At 59.7% G+C, this 16,996-nt stretch carries 19 protein-coding genes; 9 read left to right on the forward strand and 10 right to left on the reverse strand.

Features of this window, described 5'->3' with window-relative positions; all coding sequences use genetic code 11:
* Window positions 1–49 precede the first annotated feature (49 nt).
* Window positions 50–829, reverse strand: coding sequence for a transporter substrate-binding domain-containing protein (locus tag AC1RPZ_RS19125; protein WP_493138498.1), 780 nt, complete (start codon window positions 827–829; stop codon window positions 50–52).
* A 241-nt stretch (window positions 830–1,070) separates the two neighbouring features.
* The gene (locus AC1RPZ_RS19130; protein ID WP_493138499.1) at window positions 1,071–3,521 is read right to left on the reverse strand and encodes a penicillin acylase family protein; all 2,451 of its coding nucleotides are present in this window, start codon (window positions 3,519–3,521) and stop codon (window positions 1,071–1,073) included.
* A 225-nt stretch (window positions 3,522–3,746) separates the two neighbouring features.
* Between AC1RPZ_RS19130 and AC1RPZ_RS19135 the strand changes: the two genes are divergently transcribed.
* Entirely contained in the window at window positions 3,747–4,295 is a 549-nt protein-coding gene (locus AC1RPZ_RS19135) for a cysteine hydrolase family protein (RefSeq protein ID WP_493138612.1), read from the forward strand.
* Window positions 4,296–4,336: 41 nt separating this feature from the next.
* Here the strand turns inward: AC1RPZ_RS19135 and AC1RPZ_RS19140 are convergent, their stop codons facing one another.
* The 4 genes from AC1RPZ_RS19140 to AC1RPZ_RS19155 are packed head-to-tail and all read right to left on the reverse strand — an operon-like array spanning window position 4,337 to window position 6,066.
* Entirely contained in the window at window positions 4,337–4,546 is a 210-nt protein-coding gene (locus AC1RPZ_RS19140) for an SEC-C metal-binding domain-containing protein (protein ID WP_007906737.1), read from the reverse strand.
* A gap of 5 nt (window positions 4,547–4,551) precedes the next feature.
* Window positions 4,552–5,037 carry an LEA/WHy family protein gene (locus tag AC1RPZ_RS19145; protein WP_493138500.1) on the reverse strand — a complete coding sequence of 162 codons (486 nt, stop codon included), beginning with the start codon at window positions 5,035–5,037 and terminating at the stop codon, window positions 4,552–4,554.
* A gap of 53 nt (window positions 5,038–5,090) precedes the next feature.
* Complete coding sequence (locus AC1RPZ_RS19150) at window positions 5,091–5,564, reverse strand: YchJ family protein (RefSeq protein ID WP_493138501.1); 474 nt, start codon at window positions 5,562–5,564, stop codon at window positions 5,091–5,093.
* A 4-nt stretch (window positions 5,565–5,568) separates the two neighbouring features.
* Window positions 5,569–6,066, reverse strand: a complete 498-nt coding sequence (locus AC1RPZ_RS19155) for a DUF6231 family protein (RefSeq protein ID WP_493138502.1) — start codon at window positions 6,064–6,066, stop codon at window positions 5,569–5,571.
* A gap of 252 nt (window positions 6,067–6,318) precedes the next feature.
* Here AC1RPZ_RS19155 and AC1RPZ_RS19160 point away from each other — a divergent pair, with 252 nt between their 5' ends.
* Window positions 6,319–6,597 (forward strand): DUF1145 domain-containing protein, encoded by a 279-nt coding sequence (locus AC1RPZ_RS19160; RefSeq protein WP_493138503.1) that lies wholly within the window; start codon window positions 6,319–6,321, stop codon window positions 6,595–6,597.
* The gene (locus tag AC1RPZ_RS19165) at window positions 6,590–7,348 is read left to right on the forward strand and encodes a collagen-like protein (protein ID WP_493138504.1); all 759 of its coding nucleotides are present in this window, start codon (window positions 6,590–6,592) and stop codon (window positions 7,346–7,348) included. The genes AC1RPZ_RS19160 and AC1RPZ_RS19165 overlap by 8 nt, the downstream gene beginning before the upstream one ends.
* A 54-nt stretch (window positions 7,349–7,402) precedes the next feature.
* Here AC1RPZ_RS19165 and AC1RPZ_RS19170 read toward each other — a convergent pair whose 3' ends face one another.
* A complete protein-coding gene (locus AC1RPZ_RS19170) occupies window positions 7,403–7,867 on the reverse strand; it encodes a CopD family protein (RefSeq protein WP_493138505.1) in 465 nt (154 codons plus the stop codon).
* A 99-nt stretch (window positions 7,868–7,966) separates the two neighbouring features.
* On the opposite strand from AC1RPZ_RS19170, the gene dinG reads away from it, so the two are divergent.
* The 5 genes from dinG to pdxH all read left to right on the forward strand — a co-directional run bounded on the left by dinG (window position 7,967) and on the right by pdxH (window position 15,721).
* A complete protein-coding gene (dinG, locus tag AC1RPZ_RS19175; RefSeq protein WP_493138506.1) occupies window positions 7,967–10,111 on the forward strand; it encodes an ATP-dependent DNA helicase DinG in 2,145 nt (714 codons plus the stop codon).
* Window positions 10,112–10,206: 95 nt separating this feature from the next.
* Window positions 10,207–12,591 (forward strand): beta-agarase, encoded by a 2,385-nt coding sequence (locus tag AC1RPZ_RS19180; protein ID WP_493138507.1) that lies wholly within the window; start codon window positions 10,207–10,209, stop codon window positions 12,589–12,591.
* 117 nt (window positions 12,592–12,708) lie between these two features.
* Complete coding sequence (locus AC1RPZ_RS19185; protein WP_493138614.1) at window positions 12,709–13,854, forward strand: serine hydrolase domain-containing protein; 1,146 nt, start codon at window positions 12,709–12,711, stop codon at window positions 13,852–13,854.
* Window positions 13,855–13,998: 144 nt separating this feature from the next.
* On the forward strand, window positions 13,999–15,033 hold the full coding sequence (locus AC1RPZ_RS19190; protein ID WP_493138508.1) for an OmpA family protein: 1,035 nt from the start codon (window positions 13,999–14,001) through the stop codon (window positions 15,031–15,033).
* A gap of 40 nt (window positions 15,034–15,073) precedes the next feature.
* Window positions 15,074–15,721 (forward strand): pyridoxamine 5'-phosphate oxidase, encoded by a 648-nt coding sequence (gene pdxH / locus AC1RPZ_RS19195; RefSeq protein ID WP_493138509.1) that lies wholly within the window; start codon window positions 15,074–15,076, stop codon window positions 15,719–15,721.
* A gap of 5 nt (window positions 15,722–15,726) precedes the next feature.
* On the opposite strand, the gene AC1RPZ_RS19200 is transcribed toward pdxH, so the two are convergent.
* Window positions 15,727–15,963, reverse strand: a complete 237-nt coding sequence (locus AC1RPZ_RS19200) for a hypothetical protein (protein WP_493138510.1) — start codon at window positions 15,961–15,963, stop codon at window positions 15,727–15,729.
* 168 nt (window positions 15,964–16,131) lie between these two features.
* Between AC1RPZ_RS19200 and AC1RPZ_RS19205 the strand changes: the two genes are divergently transcribed.
* On the forward strand, window positions 16,132–16,596 hold the full coding sequence (locus AC1RPZ_RS19205; RefSeq protein WP_493138511.1) for an outer membrane lipoprotein: 465 nt from the start codon (window positions 16,132–16,134) through the stop codon (window positions 16,594–16,596).
* A 76-nt stretch (window positions 16,597–16,672) separates the two neighbouring features.
* Here the strand turns inward: AC1RPZ_RS19205 and AC1RPZ_RS19210 are convergent, their stop codons facing one another.
* Window positions 16,673–16,903, reverse strand: a complete 231-nt coding sequence (locus AC1RPZ_RS19210) for a DUF7683 domain-containing protein (protein WP_493138512.1) — start codon at window positions 16,901–16,903, stop codon at window positions 16,673–16,675.
* On the reverse strand, window positions 16,900–16,995 hold the full coding sequence (locus AC1RPZ_RS19215) for a colicin E3/pyocin S6 family cytotoxin (RefSeq protein ID WP_493138616.1): 96 nt from the start codon (window positions 16,993–16,995) through the stop codon (window positions 16,900–16,902). The genes AC1RPZ_RS19210 and AC1RPZ_RS19215 overlap by 4 nt, the downstream gene beginning before the upstream one ends.
* Between the last annotated feature and the right edge of the window lies 1 nt (window position 16,996).

Consider the following 16,996-nt stretch of genomic DNA (forward strand, 5'->3'; position numbering starts at 1 on the left):
GACCTGATAACGTGAAAAAAGCGCCCATCACGAGGATGGGCGCCGGGCATTATTTGCCGCTGTACAGATTCAGATCACCGAAGTGTTTCTTTTGAATGGTCGTGTAGGTGCCATCATCGTGTAACGCTTTGATACCTTTATCGAGAAGGGCTTTGAGCTCTTTGTTACCTTTCGAGATACCGACAGCTGTTTTGGCTGGCAGCAAAGGATCGTTGACCGGCTTGCTGACTTCGTAAGCAGAACCTTGTGGCGACTTCAAAAAGCCCAGTTGGGCTTGCAGCATGTCCTGAATCGAGGCGTCCAGACGACCGGAGGTCAGGTCAGCGTAGACCTGGTCCTGGTTGGCGTAGGCCTGAGTGGTGACGCCAGCCTTGTCCAGCACGGCCTTGGCGTAGGCTTCCTGGATGGTGCCTTGCTCGTAGCCGACCTTTTTGCCCTTGAGCGAGGCCACGTCAGAAACGCCGGAGCCTTTCTTGTAGACCAGTGCGGTAGGGCCGGAGAACAGCTCGCTGGAGAAGTCGATGACTTTTTCGCGGGCTTCGGTGACGGTCATGGAGGAGATCACACCGTCGAATTTATTGGCCTTGAGGCCCGGAATCATGCCGTCGAAATCGCTTTCGACCCATTTGCACTTGACCTTCAGCTCGGCGCAGATTGCGTTGCCCAGATCGATGTCGAAGCCCACCAGGCTACCGTCGGCCGCTTTGGACTCGAACGGAGCGTAGGAAGGGTCAACGCCAAAACGCAGTTCTTTGTATTCCTTGGCCAGTGCGGAACCAGCGGCCATGCACAACGCCAGTGCAGAAAGGGTCAGCAATGCTTTTTTCATTATTCAATCCCTAAGAACCAATTTGAGCGCTTGTGGCGCGGAATTATTGTTACTGGAAAGCGTAAGACCTTATGAAAGTAGCAATTTCCGAACCAGAGTCCCGAACAAGCGTTTTAAAAGATGATTCAGGACACGTCTGGAAAGGAATTGTGCCCGAAAACGGGCGCTGACAGTTTGCTGCACCAAAGTAGAGCGATCTGTGGCGAAGAAGCAAGCCCTGCTGCCACAGATCACCGTCGCGTTACTTGCTAGGCACCAGCGTCAGCCGCGTCTTGCCATACACCTTGTCGAAGTTCTGCGGTTGCATTGGCAAGCTCATGTATTGGCCTTTGAGCCACGGGTCGATGCTGTCGATATAGTTCGGGCTGGCCGGGTTTGCGGATTGGCCGGTGCCGTTCTGGCCCATCAGCGGTTCTGCCTGGCCGAAGTCGACAATGAAGCGCATGGCCGGCACCTGCGTCACGTTGAAGTCCTGCCCCCACGTGTAGGCAGCAGCGTTCAGCGTTGAGTGGTCGCCTCCTGCAGATATGGCACTGCGTACGGTCTGGCCGCGGGTGCTTTTCCATTCGTAATGGTGCAGTTTTCCCCACTGCCAGGCTGTGTGATCGGCGCCCATCTGACGCTCGCCGGCAGTAATGGCCGCGGCCAGGCTGCGGGCGAGAATGGTCGGTTTGTCTTCTTTCTGCGGTGTGCGGATGTCATCCCAGAACGGGCTGTCTTCGCGGCCCAGCAAATGGTCGGCCTGGGCCGAGTAGGACAATTTGCCGTTGGCGACGAAGGCCTTCCACGTTGGGCTGGACTCCGGGCCGAGTTCGTCGAGGAAGATCTGCTTCATGCTTTCTTGCAGGAACAGCTCGTAGATCGCTGCGTCGGTCGAGGTCGGGCTGAGCTTGCCGTCGAACGCCATCAAGCGGCTGTAAGCCTCGCGCGCTTTGCCGGCTTCAGCAGCCGGCAGGGCGTTGATCGCCTGTTTGAGCGGCTGGGACATGCCCGGCGCTTCAAACATCTTTTTCAGTTTGGCGGCGAACAGCGTGGTCTGGTCGTACTGCATGGCAATCATGCTGCGGCTGTCGTGCTTGCCGGCACCCGCCAGCTCGGCGATACGCTCGCCGCGCTCAGGTGCGGCCCAGGAATTGGACAGTTGCATGCCGTAACCGTGGGGGATGACCCGCTGGTTGGCGGTGCCGATCCAGCCTTGGGCCGGGTCCTGGTCGTAAGGGTGGAGCATCGGGTCGGCGTAACCGTCCCAGTCATAACGGCCTTCCCAGCCCGGCGACGGCAGCAAACCCTCGCCTTCGCGGCGGTTCGGGAAGCGCCCGGTGACTTGCCAGCCGATGTGGCCGGCGTCGGCGAACACCATGTTCAGCGCGATCGCACGGATCTCACGACTGGCGTCCGAGGCTTTCTCTGTGTTCTGCGCACGGGACAGGTCGAAGAAGGCGTCCAGGCTCTTGTCGTCCGTAAGGTTCGGCATCTGCAATGCCAGACCGAAACCATTGTCCAGGGCATTGCCTTGGGCGCTGTTGAGCAGTGGGCCGTGGCGGGTTTCGTACACGACTTCGCGAATCGGCCGCTGACCTTTGACGAAATAGGTTTCGTTACGAACCATCGCCGGTTGCCATTTGCCAGCGACTTCGTAGCTCAGGCCATTACCCTGACGCTTGAGTTTTTCAAGGAACAGGTCCTGATTGTCGCCCATGACCGCAGTCATGCTCCACGCCACCTTACCGTTGAAACCGGCAAGGACCATCGGAATACCGGCAATGGAAACCCCGGAAGCCTGGTACTTCGGCGCACGAATCTGCACGTAGCTCCACAGTGACGGCACGCCAATCGGGAATTGGCTGTCACTGGCCAGCAGGCTTTTGCCACTGCGGCTGCGTTGCGGGGCAATCGCCCAGTTGTTTGATGCGGTGGCGCCGAGCAGATTCAGCCCGGATAGCTGCTCGCTGGCTTTCGTCAGCTCGGTCAGGCCCGGGATCGTACCGTTGAGCTTCACGCCTTTAAGCTTTTCAGCTTCGGCCAGCGGCAGTTTTTCATCTGGATAGGACGGCGACAGCCACGCGAGTTTGTCTGTAGTGACGGTTTGCGCCATCACCAGCGAGGCGATTTCTTGCGGCAGGTTGGCCGACTGGCTGAAGTTCAGCAGGCAGAACATCAGCGCCGAATCTTCCGGTTTCCAGTATTCCGGGTTGTAGCCAGTGGCGGCCAGGTCTGATGGCAGTTTGTCGCGATAACGGAACAGGTAGGCGTTGACCCCGCGTGCATAGACTTCAAAGAAGCGTTTCAGGCGGGGTGAGGAAGCTTTGTAGAGCTCGTCGGCGCTTTTCTTCAGGTTCACTGCGCGCATGTAGCGGTCAGCGTCCAGCATCTCTGCGCCGGACATCTCCGACAGACGACCCTGAGCCAGCAGGCGCAGGGTGACCATCTGGCTGATGCGATCACTGGCGTGTACGTAACCGAGGGTGAACAGCGCATCGTGGAACGTGTTGCTCTCGATCAGCGGCATGCCCATGGCATTGCGGCGCACCGAAACGTTCTGCGCCAACCCTTTGAGCGGCTGCACGCCTGCGGTGGGTGGCAGGCTGTCCTGGGCATTCCAGGTCTGGCAACCGGTGAGGCTGAGCACACTGGCCACTGCTGCGGCAACGCCGAACCGGGGAAGAAAAGATGTAAGGGCTGGCGAGGCCATGGCAAAGCTCCTGCGGGGGGGTCGTACCGATAAAGGCGCTACGTTAGTGAGCAGCAGAGGGCCGCGCAAGCGGGGGTCGATCTTATTTCAAGGTTTGTCCGATAAATCACCGAAAATGACGCTGTACCTGTGGCGAGGGGATTGGCGATCACGATGACTTGCCTATCGGAAGCCGTGATGCTCAAGTGTGGGAAACTCAATGAACCGCGCAAGAGAAAACTCGCCATGGAACTTCAGGCTAACGCAGCGCTTATCCTTATCGATCAGCAAAAAGGTATTCATCATCCCAAACTGGGACCGCGCAACAACCCTGACGCCGAGGAGCACATGGCGCAGTTGCTGAGCGAATGGCGGCGCATGGCGCGCCCGGTGATTCATGTGCAGCACTTGTCTCGCTCGCCGGAGTCAGTGTTCTGGCCAGAGCAGTCAGGTGTCGAGTTTCAGGAACGGTTCGAGCCGCAATCGGGTGAGCACGTGATCCAGAAACAGGTCCCGGATGCATTCTGTGGGACGACGCTTGCGGCGGGTTTGCGTGAGGCGGGGATCGAACAACTGATCATTGTCGGCGTGGCGACCCACAACTCGGTCGAATCCACGGCGCGTACGGCGGGTAATCTGGGGTTTGAAACCTGGGTCGTGGAAGACGCCTGCTACACCTTCGACAAGGTCGACTTCTTCGGCAAGATGCATTCGGCGCAGGAGGTGCATGCCATGTCGCTGGGCAATCTGCACGGGGAATACGCAACGGTGATCCGCACCGCACACATTCTGTAGGCGCGCGGGGCGCCTACAGGGGGATGCGTTCGGCTAGAGAATCAAGCGCCGTGGCACTTCTTGAACTTCTTGCCGTTGCCGCATGGGCAAGGGTCATTGCGGCCGACGTCTTTCAACGCATTGCGCACCGGCTCCTGGTGAGCGTGGCCGCAGTTCGGGCCGTGAACATGGCCATGGTCGTGATCATGGTGGTCGTGATGGTCATGATCGTGGTTGCAGTCAGGGCCATGGACATGAGGTTGCTGGGTCATCGAGGTTACTCCGGAATAAAATCGCCGGGAATTATCTCGCCATAACGGGCCTGGTGCACGTCATTGCCAAACAATAATCCGGTTTTCAGTTCACCCTCCAGGCGATAGGGGATCGGCTGGTCGGGTTTCTTCAGCAGTTTCACCACGTCGCGCAGGTGCTGCCAGAGGTTGGTGCGGATTGGTACCTGGAAATAGCTGCTGCTTTTCGGATCGACGGTGAACCATTCGCTGGACTCGCCTTCGGCCAGCAGGAACTCGCTTAAATGAATCCGGTACTCCAGGCCGCGAACCCTAAGGTCGGAGTCGTTGGGGTTGTCGACGCGAAAATACAGCATGAATTTCTGCTCAAGGAGTTTGGCGCGCACCACTTCGACTTTGAGCAGATGGACTTGCGGGTCGAGGGTGTCGTCAGTGAACCAGGACGCGCAGCCGCCGAGGCTCAGGACCATGAACAGACTGAATGTCCGTAATGCGCGCCACTCGCTGAGCATGGTGTGACTCCCTTTCTTTGCACTCGCTGGAAGATCGCAGCGCTTGACCGTTCCTAAACGAAATACCCCGAACAGCACTTCTTGAATTTCTGCCCGCTGGCACAGGGGCATGCATCATTGCGCCCTGCCTTGAGCTGCACAGTCGGGTCGATGAAGTACCAGCGGCCGGCGTTTTGCACAAACGATGAACGTTCGCGGTGGCTGTGTTCGCCGGTGCTGTCGTGCCAGCGTGCGGTGAAGGTGACGAACGCATGTTCGGGCTGGCCGCCGAATACCTCGGAGCTTTCCACCTCAAGGCCCAGCCAGGTGCTTTGCGTGCTCCAGTCGCTGATCGACTGGCGATCCAGACCCGTCTGTTGGGCGGGCAGGGTGGTGGTCACCAGATAGTCGATCAGGCCCAGCACATAGGCGCTGTAGCGCGAGCGCATCAAGGCTTCGGCACACGGCGCCGGGTGGCCGGCGTGGTAGTGACCGCAGCAGGCATCCAGCGGGGTGCCGCTGCCGCACGGGCAAATGGACGTACTCATCGTGTTACCACCAGTATTTTCCGAAGTTTTCCGGATTGGCCCAGAACCGTGAATTGAGCCAGTCAGGCACTTGTTTGTAGTCAAGCAGATCGTAGGTGAACAGTGTCAGGACCTGTTCGTCGCGCTGGAAGCGCTCGCTGGCTTGCAGTGCGAGGGAAAAGAAGTCGGTGTCTTGCCAGCCGCAGGCTTTCAGATCTGCAAGCACGGCAATGCGGCTGGCGTTGAGATTGCGAATCCCGCCGAGCAGGTTCAGGCCATCACGTTTGGGCAGATGCTCAAGGCAATCGAGCGCCAACGCCAGGTCGAAGCGCTGCGCGGCAAGCGCAGGTGGCAGCGGACCGGGTGCGACTTGAGCGACGCAGGCATCCGGGTGGGCGAGCTTGAAGGCTTCCAGCGCGGGAAAGTCGCTGGCGCCGATCAGCAACAGACGTTGTGGCGCATAACGCTCGAGCAAGGCGGCGAGCGCTTGCTGTGGCGTGCGTGAAGAAATACCTGCGGTCATCGAAGATCCTCAATCAGATGTGCGAAGACTAGCCTGCTCAAACGTCCGGGCCTAGAGCCGGTTTGCAGACAATGGCGAGGCCTGCCGTAAATACGCGGTAAAAACTGTCGGGTCGAGCGGGTGATTGGCCGCTGATCGACAGTTGCGACGCTCTAAACTGCCCGTTCAGAAGAATTTTCGCTGGCCTCTGGCTTATTCCTTGCCGAAGTCGGTACTGTGCGCGCAAAGAATAATGTTCTGTGGGGGGCGTGTATGAAGGTGCTTTGGGGCTTGGGCAAGTGTTTGACCCTGCTGTTCTGGCTGGTGGTGCTGGTCAATCTGATCAGTCCGTTGATTAACCCGTTTCATCTTATGATCAATCTGATCGCTAGCCTGTTGCTGATGACCCATTTTGTGGAGCTGGTGCTCTATAACCGCAACCTCAACGAGCGGGCTCATCCGTGGCGTGATCGCTTGCAGATCCTCGTTGTCGGTATCTTCCATTTACAAACCATTGCGACCCCTTCAGCTGCGGAGGTCCGCCATGCGTAAACTCTGCCTGCTCGCCGCTTTGGTCAGCCCGTTGGCGACGGCCCAGGTGGTCACAGTCGAGACCAACTCGCTGCTGCGTTTGCCCAATACCGCCAGCACCTTGCAGCTGGAGCGCCTGGAGGTTGCCGACTATGGCACGTTGCTGATCCCCTCCAACGTGACTGAACTGAGCGTTGGTGAGTTGCGACTGGGGCGCGAGGCGCGGATCGCTATCGTCCCAAGTGAACAAAGCCTGCAACTGAAGATCAGCCACGCGCAGCTTTCCAGTGGCAGTCAGATCACCTCCCGAGGCGCGCCTGGCACCTATCTCAAGGCCGCCCGCGCCGGGCGAAACCTGAATTTGCGGATTGCTTCGCTGAACGCTCCCGAGTTGTCGGTGGATGCACGCGGCGGTGCCGGTGCGCCGGGTTACGTCGGGCTCGATGGGGGTAATGGTGAGGAGCCGGGTTGCACGTGGGGCCAGGCCGGGCATGGGGCTGATGGTGATAATGGTGGCGATGGTCATGCCGGGGCGCCGGGTGCGCAGGTGCGCGTGGAACTGCCACGTGATTACCCGGCCCCGCAGATCAAAGTGCTGGTCGACGGTGGCGCCGGTGGCTTGGCCGGTGCCGGTGGCAAGCCGGGCGCAGGTGGCAAGGCCAAAGGTTGTTTCGTCTACCGTACCGACGGCGGCAAAAGCGGCCGTGCCGGTGCGCAAGGTCAGCCAGGCCCTGTCGGCGCGGCAGGTGCTGTGACGGTGCAGCGGTTGTAAGCAGCCTGTGTAATGATCGTTCCCACACGCGTGGGAACGATCAAGCAAAGGGAATCAGAACATCGGCCGAGCCGAAGCCACCGCCACCAGCAACAAACCCAGTAGCAAGTTGATCCCCACCAGACGCCGAATCTTGCCCAAAGTCGCCGCACCCGTCGGCCAATCCTCGGCCAGCACCGCTTTACGCAACTCCGGCAGCTTCAATGCCTGAATGCGGATAAACAGCGCGGTCATTACCAGATACAGCCCCATCATGATCTGCACATAACGCGGCGCGGTTTCAAAACCGCTGAAGCGCAGATGGATCAGCCCGACGCCACTGATCGGCAAGATCACCACGGCGACCCAGACCCAGACAAAGAAACGTTGAAACACTTCTACCCAGAGCTTCAACCGTGCCGGCCCTTCAAGTGCCTTCATGGCGGCGGGGCGCAGGACCATCCAGGCGAAAAACATGCCGCCGACCCAGATCAGGGCGGCCAGTACATGCAGGGTGTAAATGAAGGCGAAAGGTGTCATCGGGGTACTCCGTTCTGCGCGGGATTAATTAGCGGGGTATGATAGCCGTCGATCCGAACCACTGAAAATTTATCCAGCGTTTTTTGCGCCCGACAATCCATGATCAGCACTGAACTCAAAACCACGATCCAGGGCGCCTACTCGCGTTTTCTCGAAGCCAAGAGCCTCAAGCCGCGTTACGGCCAGCGCCTGATGATCGCCGAAATTGCCAAGGTCCTCGGTGACATCGACACCGACGATGAAGGCCGGCGCAGTGGCGACCCCGCGATTGTCGCGGTGGAAGCCGGCACCGGTACCGGGAAAACCGTGGCCTACAGCCTGGCAGCGATTCCGACTGCCAAGGCCGCCGGCAAACGCCTGGTGATCGCCACCGCGACCGTCGCCCTGCAAGAACAGATTGTCTACAAGGACCTGCCGGACCTGATGCGCAACAGCGGGCTGAACTTCAGCTTCGCGCTGGCCAAGGGCCGTGGCCGCTACATGTGCTTGTCCAAGCTCGACATGCTGTTGCAGGAAGGTCACGCGCAAACCGCTACCGCGCAGCTGTTCGAGGAAGAAGGCTTCAAGATCGAGGTCGATGAAGCCAGTCAGAAGCTGTTTACCAGCATGATCGAAAAGCTTGCCGGCAATAAGTGGGACGGTGACCGCGACAGCTGGTCCACGGCCCTTGAAGATGCGGACTGGGCACGCCTGACCACCGATCACAGCCAGTGCACCAATCGTCATTGCCCCAACTTCGGTCAGTGCGCCTTCTACAAGGCCCGCGAAGGCATGGGCAAGGTCGACGTCATTGTCACCAACCACGACATGGTCCTGGCCGATCTGGCATTGGGCGGCGGTGCCGTTCTGCCCGACCCGCGAGACACCATCTACGTGTTCGACGAAGGCCATCACCTGCCAGACAAGGCGATCGGCCACTTCGCCCATTACACCCGTTTGCGCTCCACCGCCGACTGGCTGGAAGCGACCGCCAAGAACCTCACCAAATTGCTGGCCCAGCACCCGCTGCCCGGCGATCTGGGCAAGCTGATCGAGCAAGTGCCGGAGCTGGCACGCGAGATCAAGACCCAGCAGCAGTTCATGTTCACCGCCTGCGAGCAGGTCGCCGACTTCAAGCCCGGCGAAGACGTCGAGGGGCGTGAACGGCCGCGTCATCGTTTCGTCGGCGGGGTGATTCCCGAGCATATGCGCGAGATGGGCATCGAACTGAAGAAAGGCTTTGCACGCCTGACCGATGTCTTTACCCGGCTCACCGAGTTGCTCAAGGAAGGCATGGATGGCGAGGTCAACATCGGCATCGCCAGCAATCAGGCCGAAGAATGGTATCCGCTGTTCGGCAGCCTGTTGTCCCGCTCTCAGGGCAACTGGGAGCTGTGGACGGCATTCACTGCTGAAGACCCGGAAGACAACCCGCCAATGGCGCGCTGGCTGACCCTGGCCGAAAGTGGTTCGCTGTTCGACATCGAGGTCAACGCCAGCCCGATCCTGGCGGCGGAAATGCTCCGACGTAACCTGTGGAATGTGGCTTACGGTGCGCTGGTGACCTCGGCCACCTTGACCGCACTGGGCACCTTCGACCGTTTCCGCATGCGCGCCGGTCTGCCGAAAAAAGCCGTGACGGCCGTAGTGCCGAGCCCGTTCCATTATGCCGACGCTGGTGTGCTGCGGGTTCCGGACTTGCGCGCCGACCCACGGGACGCCGCAGCTCACACCGCGGCGATCATCCGCGATCTGCCGGAGCTGGTCGAAGGCTCGCGCGGCACACTGGTGCTGTTTTCTTCGCGTAAACAGATGCAGGACGTGTTCGACGGCCTGGACCGTGACTGGCGCAAGCAAGTGTTCATTCAAGGCAACCTGTCGAAGCAGGAAACCCTGAACAAGCACAAGGCGCGGGTCGATGGCGGCGACTCCAGCGTGTTGTTCGGTCTGGCGAGTTTCGCCGAGGGCGTCGACTTGCCGGGCGCTTACTGCGAGCACGTGGTGATCGCCAAGATTCCGTTCTCGGTCCCGGACGATCCGGTCGAAGCGGCATTGGCCGAATGGATCGAAGCCCGAGGCGGCAATCCGTTCATGGAGATCTCCGTGCCGGACGCCTCGCTCAAGCTGGTTCAGGCTTGCGGGCGCTTGCTGCGCACCGAAGAAGACCGCGGCACCATCACTTTGCTTGACCGGCGTCTGGTCACGCAACGCTACGGCAAAGCTATCCTCAACGCGCTGCCGCCGTTTCGCCGCGAAATATCTTGAGACACGGTGGGCGATTTCGCCCACTTCGTTGTCTATCCCCCCGTCACCGATTTCACACTGGCCGTTCACCGGTCGTTAGGGAGCACCTGGTTCATATGATTCGCCGTTCGTTACCCGCTGTTTTTGCCCTGATGTTCGCTGCGCCCCTGCTGGCGGCTCCGGCCGGACAACAGACGCTGTTCAACTTTGTCCGGCCTGCCGATGTGGTTCAGGTGGCGACTCAGGACGCCAGCCTGCCGCAGTCCAATGCGGAGCAAACGGCCGAGGGTGAAGTGCTGCGCCGGGTGACCTTCAACCCGGCGGCTCAACCGAATCTGCGCCTGACCCCGCAAACCGGTGCCTGGGACTGGTCGCAATCGGGTGTCATGAGCTTGCGGATCCAGAGCGCGATGAACTGGGCGGTGACGCTCGATGTGAACATTCAGAGTAACGACGGCAAGACCCTGGTCAGCCGCATCGATCTGCCGGCCGGCCCTGCGCAAACCTTGCTGATACCGCTGACACCGAGCTCGCCGCTGAGCCAAGGCATGAAAGCCGGGCCGCCGATGCCGATGACTGTCGAAGGCCAGCGCGTATTGCTGGCCAGCAGCGCGGGTGAACTGGATCGCAGCCAGGTGGTGTCGGTCACGTTGTCGATGGATCAGCCAAAAGTCGCCCAGAGCATCATGCTTGAGCGCTTTGGCGTGCAGGACGGCGAGGCGGTATTCAAAGCCGTCTACGGCTCGTTAGTGGACGCTTATGGTCAGTCCACGCGAGCAAAGTGGCCGGAAAAGGTCGCCAGCGACGAGCAGCTCAAAGCTGCGGCGAATAAAGAACAACAGCAACTGAAAACCTGGCTGGCCGAGCGTGAGCGCTCGTCCCTGGACACGTTCGGTGGCTGGAGCAAAGGCCCGGCCTTCAAGGCCAGCGGCTTCTTTCGTACTGAAAAGCGTGATGGTCGCTGGTATCTGGTGACACCGGAAGGTCACCCGTTCTATTCCCTGGGGGTCAATACAGTGACCGCCGATACCAGCCAGACTTATGTCGCTGGGCGCGAAGCCATGTTCGAGTCGTTGCCCGCTAACGACGAGCCATTGGCCAGCCATTACGGTGACGGTGACCACCGCAGTGGCAATGGTGCCGATCAGGGGCGTGGGTTCAATGCCGGTCGCTGGTATGACTTCTACGGTGCCAACCTGCAGCGCACTTATGGCCAGCCGTGTGCGGTGGTGAGTGAAACCAAGGCTGATGAAGCCAAGGCTGACACCGCCACAACTCCGTGCGCTTCCCATACATTCGATGAAAAGCGCTGGACCGGCCATACCCTCGACCGCCTGCAAGCCTGGGGATTCAATACCATCGGCGACTGGAGCGCTCCGGCGCTGGGCCTGAATGATCGCGTGCCGTACACCTTGCCGCTGTCCATCGTCGGCGATTACGCCAGCATCAGCACCGGCACCGACTGGTGGGGCGGCATGCCCGATCCGTTCGACCCGCGTTTCGCCATGGCCACCGAGCGCGCCGTGGCCATTGCGGCTCGCGATCACCGCGACGACCCATGGCTGATCGGTTACTTCGCCGATAACGAACTGGCCTGGGCCGGTCCCGGCGATGACCCGAAGGCCCGTTATGCCTTGGCGTACGGCACCTTGAAAATGACCACCGACGTGCCGGCCAAACGGGCGTTCCTCAAGCAATTGCGCGACAAGTACCGTAACCAGGAAGGGCTGTCGAAAGCCTGGGGCATTGATCTGCCCGCCTGGGAACTGATGGAAGACCCGGGGTTCGTGGCGCCGTTGCCAAGTCCGGAGCACCCGGAAATCGAAGCCGACTTCAAAAATTTCCAGAAAGTCTTCGCCGATACCTACTTCAAGACCATTGCCGATTCGCTGAAATGGCACGCTCCCAACCACCTGCTGCTCGGTGGTCGGTTTGCCATCAGCACACCTGAGGCTGTCGAGTCTTGCGCGCAGTATTGCGACGTCCTGAGCTTCAACCTGTACACGCTCAAACCTCAGGACGGTTATGACTTCGCCAGGCTACAGGCGTTGGACAAACCGGTGCTAATCACCGAATTCAACTTCGGCTCGCGTGATCGCGGCCCGTTCTGGGGCGGTGTGACGGAACTGGCCAAGGAAGAGGACCGTGGGCCGGCCTACGCCAATTTCGTCAAGCAAGCGGTGAGTGAGCCGTCGATTGTCGGCGTGCATTGGTTCCAGTACCTCGATCAGCCGGTATCCGGCCGTCTGCTGGACGGTGAAAACGGCCATTTTGGTCTGGTCGGGATCACCGATCTGCCGTTCCAGGGCTTTGTCGAGAGCGTGCGCAAGGCCAACTTGCAGGCCGTCGATGAGCTCGGCAAAGCAGCCGAGAAGGCCAAGGCTGCGGCCGATAAAGCCGAAAGCGCCAGTCATGCGGACGAGGGTGGAAAAAAAGCTCATGCCAGCAAGGGCGCCGGGCAGGGCGGGCATGCCGGTGGGCATTCGGCCAACGGCCATTAATCACGCAGGCCGCGAGCTTTTCGCGGTCGACCACCGAGCCTGAGCGGGTTCCCAAATCCCTCAAGGGCTGGAACAATGCAGGTCATTGTGGCGAAACGTTTTTCTGGGGAGTTGCGGGTGCAGATTCAGGGTCATTACGAGCTTAAATTCGAAGCTGTGCGCGAAGCCTTCGCTGCACTCTTCGACGATCCCCAGGAACGTGGTGCGGCGTTGTGCATTCAAATCGGCGGTGAAACCGTCGTCGACCTCTGGGGCGGTACCGCCGACAAAGACGGTAGCGAGGCCTGGCACAGCGATACCATTGCCAACCTGTTCTCCTGCACCAAGACCTTTACCGCGGTGACTGCCCTGCAACTGGTCGCCGAAGGCAAGTTGCAGCTCGATGCTCCAGTCGCCAGGTACTGGCCGGAGTTCGCCGCGGCCGGCAAGGAAGCGGTCACCTTGCGCCAGTTGCTCTGCCATCAGGCCGGTCTGCCGGCCCTGCGTGAGTTGCTACCACCTGAAGCCCTCTACAACTGGCAAACCATGGTCGACGCGCTAGCCGCCGAAGCCCCTTGGTGGACGCCGGGCGAAGGCCATGGTTATGCGGCGATCACCTATGGCTGGCTGGTCGGGGAGTTGCTGCGCCGCGCCGATGGCCGGGGTCCGGGCGAGTCGATCGTGGCGCGTGTTGCACGACCGCTGGGGCTGGATTTCCATGTCGGCCTGGCGGATGAAGAGTTTCATCGCGTGGCGCACATCTCTCGCGGCAAGGGCAATGTTGGCGACGCGGCGGCGCAGCGCTTGCTGCAAGTGACCCTGCGTGAGCCGACCGCCATGACCACCCGGGCCTTCACCAACCCGCCGTCGATCATGACCAGCACTAACAAGCCCGAATGGCGTCGTATGCAACAACCCGCAGCGAACGGCCACGGCAATGCTCGTAGCCTGGCCGGGTTCTACAGCGGCCTGCTCGATGGCAGCCTGCTTGAAAGCGAGATGCTCCAGGAACTGACTCGCGAGCACAGCCTGGGCGAAGACAAGACTTTACTGACCCGGACCCGTTTCGGTCTGGGTTGTATGCTCGATCAACCGGACGTACCCAACGCGACCTTCGGCCTCGGCCCTCGGGCGTTTGGTCATCCGGGTGCTGGTGGCTCCATCGGTTTCGCTGACCCGGAACACGATGTGGCCTTCGGTTTTGTGACCAATACCCTTGGGCCATACGTGTTGATGGACCCGCGTGCGCAGAAGCTTGTGCGGGTTTTAGCCGCTTGTCTGTAAAGGGTGGCTGTAAGGCATTTTTTCGAAAAAAACTTGCCCAATGGTCGCAGGACGGAACCCTGTGGCTTCTATAGTTTCAAAGCGTCTGTTTTATACGGGTCGTAGTGACCCACAGCTTTCTATCTCATTGTGTGGATATCCCCCATGTCACCGAACAAATCTCTAGCCTTGGCACTGTGTCTCAGCATTACTGGCTGCGCGCAAACTCCACAAAATGATGCAGACGGGGGCCACTGGTGGTCATTCGGTTCCGGTTCGGACAAGGTCGCGGACAAAGGCGCTGCCAAACCGGACGTTAAACCGGACGCCAAGGCGGCTGAAGCCGCTGCCGCTGCCAAGGCCAAATCGACTGCAAGTGCTGCTGCGCCAGCCACCTCAGCTGCCGCAGCGGCCAAAGCCGATAGCGAAAGCAAATGGTGGTGGCCGTTTGGCGACCAGCCAAAGGCCATAACCAAGGCCGATATCAAAGATGTGCCAATGCCTGATCCGAAAATCACCCAGGCCTGGCTGGACGATTACGAACCACGTCTGCGCGCTGCCGTCCAGGGCAGCCGCCTGCAAGTAGAGCGTCGCGAGAATGTGTTGGTCGTGGTGGTCCCGGTGGATGACGCCTTCAACCCGAAACGTCCGACCATGTTGCTGCCTTCGGCCCTTGGTGAGTTCACCAAAGTGTCCAAGCTGGTTGAAGGTGATACCAAGACTTCCGTGCTGGTACTGGGTCACGGTGACAACACGGGAACGAGTGCCGAGACTAAACAGCTGAGCAAGGACCGTGCGACTTCCGTTGCGTCGATCTTCAGTCTCGGTGGCTTGAAGAATGATCGTCTGATGTTGCGTGGTATGGGTGACTTGATGCCGCGCGCCGCCAATGACAGCGCTCAGGGCCGTGCCTTGAACCGTCGTGTGGAAATCATGCTGACCCAGCGCACCACTATGCTGGCGTTGCTGAACAAATACAGCCAGCCGACGCCACCGCCGGTGGAAATGGTTGCAGCGCAGCCCGCGAAACCAGCAGCTCCAGCCGTGGCCGAGAAAAAAGCGACTTCGAAGAAGAAAGGCGCTGCCTCGAAAAAGGCTGCGGCGAAGAAAACTCCGGCCAAAAAACAGCCAGCCAAGAAGCCAGCTGCAGCCAAAGCGGATAAAGCGGATACGGCGGCAAAAACCACCAGCGGCCAGTAATCAGGCCAGGAACTGACTGACCAAGCACAAGGAAAACGCCATGCCCCGGACTTTGGCTGATATGCGTCGTGACTACACTCGCGATGGTTTGACCGAGGCTCAGGCCCCGGCCGAGCCGTTCGCGCTGTTTCATCAGTGGTTCGCCGAGGCGGTGAATACCGAACAACCTCCGGTCGAGGCGAATGCCATGACCTTGGCCACAGTTGATCAGGACGGTCGCCCGCATTGCCGGATCCTGTTGCTCAAGGGACTTGATGAGCAGGGTTTTACCTTCTTCACCAACTACGACAGCGCCAAGGGGCAGCAGCTGGCGGTCAATCCGTTTGCTGCCATGACCTTCTTCTGGCCGACCCTGGAGCGCCAGGTGCGCATCGAGGGTCAGGTGGTGAAGGTCACGCCGCAGGAATCCGATGCCTATTTCCAGGTGCGGCCGCTGGGCAGTCGCCTGGGGGCCTGGGCGTCGCCGCAGAGTCAGGTGATTGCCGATCGTGCCGAGCTGGAAGGGTTGCTCAAGACTACCGAGCAGCGCTTTAGCGATAGTCAGCCGGATTGCCCGGAACATTGGGGCGGCTATCGTTTGCTGCCAGAGCGCATCGAGTTCTGGCAAGGTCGGGCGAGCCGTTTGCATGATCGTCTGAACTATCGTCTGCAAGGCGCCGACTGGCGTCGCGAACGCCTGGCGCCGTAAATCGGTTACACAGTGGGGTAGGTGGCTGCGGCCGCCTCCAGCCACTGTGGCAGGTCCCGGCGTTTGATCTTTTGCTGCCTGGCACTGGCCAGTTGTTGCAGCATGAACGCCTTTTTCTGCTCATCTTTGCCGGCGAGTGCCAGCGCCAGATCACGGTCCATCCAGCGTTTGATCCGCACGTACAGCCACCCATGGAAGTACAGCCCGGCAACGGTAGTGACGACGATGATAAAGTAATCCATGGAAATCCTTGGGGCGGTGGCGCAGGTTCTGGAATTTGGCGCTACTGTGTGATGAGTTCTCAAGTGCGACTGTACTGCACCTGAATGAAACCAATTTTATCCGGGCAGTGCCGTGACAGGCGTCAAGCTGCGGAGTTTAATGAATACCTGTCCTTTGGAGTTGATGCTATGCGTAAGTCTGTTTTGCTGGTTGCTTCTTTTTCTACGATGGCGATGTTGCTCACTGGTTGCCAATCGAGCCTGACCGGTGACTCCTACTCCCGTGACGAAGCACGTCGGGTGCAGACGATTCGCATGGGTACCATCGAATCCCTGCGTCCGGTGAAAATCGAAGGCACCAAAACCCCGATCGGTGGCGCAGCCGGTGCGGTCGTTGGCGGCGTTGCCGGCAGCTCCGTTGGCGGCGGCAAAGGCAGCATCGTTGCTGCGGTGGTCGGCGCGGTGGCCGGCGGTCTGGCGGGCTCTGCCATCGAAGAAGGTGTGACCCGTACCCAAGGCGTGGAAATTACCGTTCGCGAAGACGACGGCAGCATGCGCGCCTATGTCCAGGAAGTTCAGCCAAACGAAGTGTTCCGCGTTGGCGAACGTGTTCGCATCTCCACCGTGGGTGGTACCAGCCGCGTTTCGCACTAAGTTTTACGCGGTTAAAACAAAACCCCGATCAGGTGACTGGTCGGGGTTTTGTGTTTTTGGGTGGTTGTTTTACGCGCTACACATTACAGCTGAGCTGAAAGAGGTATGCTGAGTCGTAGATTTTCTTGCCCAGTATTTCCTCTATGGCTGAAAGCTGGGAGCTTGAGAGGTCATACCCCTCCCAACCTTGTTGATCTGTAGTCCAGCCCATTATTGCTCTTAGCTGCTCATCGCATCCCTTCGGTAGTTCTTCCTCAAAAACCAGAAGCTCCGTTACTTTGTCATAAGCTTCTACGAGATAAATCATGGTTCAACACTCCTTGTGCTATCCACGGGTTTAGTCTGTTTCCCTGTAATCGGGTCATATTCACCGAGGTGCTTCCCTCGCTTGTCATACATT

The organism is Pseudomonas sp. GW822-FHT02D10, assembly GCF_058802345.1.

Excerpts from the sequence above, each read along its gene's own strand:
- AC1RPZ_RS19125 (WP_493138498.1), bottom strand. The coding sequence starts at position 829 with ATGAAAAAAGCATTGCTGACCCTTTCTGCACTGGCGTTGTGCATGGCC.
- AC1RPZ_RS19130 (WP_493138499.1), bottom strand. The coding sequence starts at position 3,521 with ATGGCCTCGCCAGCCCTTACATCTTTTCTTCCCCGGTTCGGCGTTGCC.
- AC1RPZ_RS19135 (WP_493138612.1), top strand. The coding sequence starts at position 3,747 with ATGGAACTTCAGGCTAACGCAGCGCTTATCCTTATCGATCAGCAAAAA.
- AC1RPZ_RS19140 (WP_007906737.1), bottom strand. The coding sequence starts at position 4,546 with ATGACCCAGCAACCTCATGTCCATGGCCCTGACTGCAACCACGATCAT.
- AC1RPZ_RS19145 (WP_493138500.1), bottom strand. The coding sequence starts at position 5,037 with ATGCTCAGCGAGTGGCGCGCATTACGGACATTCAGTCTGTTCATGGTC.
- AC1RPZ_RS19150 (WP_493138501.1), bottom strand. The coding sequence starts at position 5,564 with ATGAGTACGTCCATTTGCCCGTGCGGCAGCGGCACCCCGCTGGATGCC.
- AC1RPZ_RS19155 (WP_493138502.1), bottom strand. The coding sequence starts at position 6,066 with ATGACCGCAGGTATTTCTTCACGCACGCCACAGCAAGCGCTCGCCGCC.
- AC1RPZ_RS19160 (WP_493138503.1), top strand. The coding sequence starts at position 6,319 with ATGAAGGTGCTTTGGGGCTTGGGCAAGTGTTTGACCCTGCTGTTCTGG.
- AC1RPZ_RS19165 (WP_493138504.1), top strand. The coding sequence starts at position 6,590 with ATGCGTAAACTCTGCCTGCTCGCCGCTTTGGTCAGCCCGTTGGCGACG.
- AC1RPZ_RS19170 (WP_493138505.1), bottom strand. The coding sequence starts at position 7,867 with ATGACACCTTTCGCCTTCATTTACACCCTGCATGTACTGGCCGCCCTG.
- dinG (WP_493138506.1), top strand. The coding sequence starts at position 7,967 with ATGATCAGCACTGAACTCAAAACCACGATCCAGGGCGCCTACTCGCGT.
- AC1RPZ_RS19180 (WP_493138507.1), top strand. The coding sequence starts at position 10,207 with ATGATTCGCCGTTCGTTACCCGCTGTTTTTGCCCTGATGTTCGCTGCG.
- AC1RPZ_RS19190 (WP_493138508.1), top strand. The coding sequence starts at position 13,999 with ATGTCACCGAACAAATCTCTAGCCTTGGCACTGTGTCTCAGCATTACT.
- pdxH (WP_493138509.1), top strand. The coding sequence starts at position 15,074 with ATGCCCCGGACTTTGGCTGATATGCGTCGTGACTACACTCGCGATGGT.
- AC1RPZ_RS19200 (WP_493138510.1), bottom strand. The coding sequence starts at position 15,963 with ATGGATTACTTTATCATCGTCGTCACTACCGTTGCCGGGCTGTACTTC.
- AC1RPZ_RS19205 (WP_493138511.1), top strand. The coding sequence starts at position 16,132 with ATGCGTAAGTCTGTTTTGCTGGTTGCTTCTTTTTCTACGATGGCGATG.
- AC1RPZ_RS19210 (WP_493138512.1), bottom strand. The coding sequence starts at position 16,903 with ATGATTTATCTCGTAGAAGCTTATGACAAAGTAACGGAGCTTCTGGTT.
- AC1RPZ_RS19215 (WP_493138616.1), bottom strand. The coding sequence starts at position 16,995 with ATGTATGACAAGCGAGGGAAGCACCTCGGTGAATATGACCCGATTACA.